We start from the raw sequence: 2,683 nt of genomic DNA on the forward strand, positions 1-2,683 counted from the left end.
GGCGCCGTCCGCGTCGCCTCGAACTCGCAGATCTCGTACTTCACGAGCTTCTGCTCGGCCCACGGGTCCGTGGCGAGCAGCGCCTCGAGCTTGCCGCGGGGCATGGGCCGCGTGATGATCACGCCGCCCGTCCTCGGCACCTGGCGCCCCGAGGCGAGGAACAGGCCTCGCTCGTACTGCTTCTCGACCCACGTGCGGTGGTCGGGGAGGGCGTAGTCGATCTGTTCGAGTGGCGCGTCGTACTTCAGCAGCACGATGAACATGCGTTGACGGTAGACCTATACTCGGTGCCGTGCGCACGATGAACGCCTTCTGGTGGGCCGCTTTCAGGCGGCCGGAGTAGCTGTGCGCTGACGCGAACACAGGCCGCCCGCGACGGGCGGCTTTTTTGTGCGTTTCGTCCGGGCGGTCCTCACGAAAGGACCAACCATGATCCGGCTCTCGGCCATCACCCCCTCCGGCCAGGTCCACCTGGGCAACTACCTCGGCGCCCTGCGGACGTGGGCGCGGGAGGGCACCCACGAGGACGTCTACTTCATCAGCGACCTGCACGCGATGACGTCCTCGCACAACCCGCAACGCCTGCGATCCATGACGCGCGAGCAGCTCGCGGTGCTCGTGGCGTCCGGCATCGACCCCGCCAGCGTGTGCGTGCAGAGCGACCTGATCCGCGAGCTGGGAGCGCTCAACTGGGTCCTGGAGTGCACCTGCACGTACGGCGAGGCCGCGCGGATGATCCAGTTCAAGGAGAAGTCGCTCGGGCGCGAGTCGGTGCGGCTGAGCCTGCTCACCTACCCGGTGCTGATGGCGGCGGACATCCTCCTGCAGGGCACGTCGGAGGTGCCGGTCGGCGAGGACCAGCTCCAGCACGTCGAACTGGCGCGGGCGCTGGCCCGCCGCTTCAACCACGCGTACGGCGAGGCGTTCATCGTGCCGACGGCCGTGGTGCCGAAGGTGGGTGCGCGCATCAAGGACCTTTCGGACCCGGCGCGCAAGATGGACAAGTCCGCGCAGAGCTCGGTGGGCGTGGTGTTCGTGCTCGACGAACCGGACCTGGTGCGGCGCAAGGTGAAGCGGGCCGTCTCGTCGGCCGAGGGGATCGCGAACCTGACCGAGGTCCTCGCCTCCTGCACCGGCAAGGAGCCCGAGGACTACACGAGCAGGTTCGCCGACCTCAAGAACGTCGTGGCGGAGGCGGTGATCGAGGAGCTGCGGCCCGTCCGCGACCGCACGCTGGAGCTGCTCGCCGACCCGGCCGAGCTCGACCGCATCCGCCGGGCGGGCGCGGAACGGGCGCGCGACCGGGCGCAGCACCGGCTGAACGCGGCACTTCGCCTGTCCGGGCTCAGTTGAGGAGCTCCTGAAGGGCCGGCACCAGCACCCGGTCCGCCGGCAGCCAGTCCACACCGGGCAGCTCGCCGGCGGTGAGCCACCGGACGGCGTTGTGCTCCAACGCCTCCGGCTCACCGCCGTCGAGCGTCGCCGCGAAGATCCGCAGCACCAGGTCGCGGCGCAGCGGCACGTCCGGCCCGACCTGCTCGCCGGCGGTCACGGCCACCCCGAGCTCCTCGACGCACTCGCGGGCCAGCGCCTCCTCCGGCTTCTCCCCCGACTCGACCCGCCCGCCGGGCAGTTCCCACCGCCCCGCCTGACTCTCCGGATAGGACCGCTGCTGCGCCAGCAACCGTCCATCCCGGACGATCGCCGCCCCGACCACGACCCGCGCCTCGCGCAGCTGTTCGCACCGCGCCGCCAGCAACGCCGACCGCTTCCGCAGCACCCGCAACGCGATCCCGCGCGCGACGGTGACGTCCGCGAACCGTCCGACCGGACCGCGCACGGACTTCCAGCCGACCCGGTCGACCACCAGCGTCCCCGCTCCGGTGACGACGAGATCGGTGTGCAGCTCCAGGAAGTCCCCGGCAGCCGACACACCGGACAAATCAGCCCGCGTGACCGTCAGCCGCACACCGAGCGGCCCGGTGAGCACGTCTCCCAGGCACAGCAGCGGTCCCGGGACCTCCACGCCGAACCCGCTGATCAGCGCGGTGTCCAGCAGGGCTCCGGCGACCACGGCAACAGGCGCGTCGACCAGCGCCGACGCTCGCAACTCTGGCACCGGAGTTGACTACCAGGACGGCCAGCGGATCTCCAAACGCGCACCCCCGGCCGGCGACTCGGCGGCCAGCACCGACCCCCCGCGCCGCCGCACGAGGTGCGCCACCAGCGCGAGCCCGAGCCCAAACCCGCCGGAGCGCCGCCCGCGGTCCTCCTCGACCCGGTAGAACCGGTCGAACACCTTCGCCCGGTGCTCCACCGGAATCCCGTGCCCGTCGTCGTCCACGAGCAACCGCACGTCCCGCCCGACCGGCACCAGCGTCAGCGTGATCGTGGAGAACGCGTACCGGGCCGCGTTGCGCAGCAGGTTGTCCAGCACCAGCTCGACCTCGGACCGGGTGGCCGACACGAGGCAGGCCGACGGCGGAGCGTTCAGCCGCACCAGCAACTCCGTGTCCAGCCGCGAGATCGCCGCCTCCGCCTCCAGCACGAGGTCCACGGCCTCGGCCCGAGGCGGCGCCGCGGTGTCGGCCCGCGCCAGGATCAGCAACGAGTCGACCAGGGCGCTGAGCCGGATCGACTCCTCGACCACCGACTCCAGCACCTCGATGGAGAAGTCCGGATC

Annotated in this window: 4 protein-coding genes; 1 reads left to right on the forward strand and 3 read right to left on the reverse strand. The window is 71.4% G+C overall.

Annotation, left to right across the window (positions count from 1 at the left end):
• Window positions 1-263: YciI family protein (locus tag VF330_RS05285; protein WP_330850352.1), on the reverse strand; the 263-nt coding region annotated here is incomplete at its 3' end.
• Window positions 264-429: 166 nt separating this feature from the next.
• On the opposite strand from VF330_RS05285, the gene trpS reads away from it, so the two are divergent.
• A complete protein-coding gene (gene trpS / locus VF330_RS05290) occupies window positions 430-1,353 on the forward strand; it encodes a tryptophan--tRNA ligase (protein ID WP_330850353.1) in 924 nt (307 codons plus the stop codon).
• Here trpS and VF330_RS05295 read toward each other — a convergent pair.
• Window positions 1,346-2,119 (reverse strand): (deoxy)nucleoside triphosphate pyrophosphohydrolase, encoded by a 774-nt coding sequence (locus VF330_RS05295; RefSeq protein WP_330850354.1) that lies wholly within the window; start codon window positions 2,117-2,119, stop codon window positions 1,346-1,348. The two genes, trpS and VF330_RS05295, sit on opposite strands and share 8 nt — an antisense overlap.
• Window positions 2,120-2,128: 9 nt before the next feature.
• On the reverse strand, window positions 2,129-2,683 hold a 555-nt coding region (locus tag VF330_RS05300; protein WP_330850355.1), incomplete at its 5' end, for a sensor histidine kinase.

The organism is Lentzea sp. (genome assembly GCF_036380075.1).
Classification (GTDB): Bacteria; Actinomycetota; Actinomycetes; order Mycobacteriales; family Pseudonocardiaceae; genus Lentzea.

Coding starts and splice junctions, on each gene's coding strand:
- trpS (WP_330850353.1), top strand. CDS start 430: ATGATCCGGCTCTCGGCCATCACCCCCTCCGGCCAGGTCCACCTGGGC.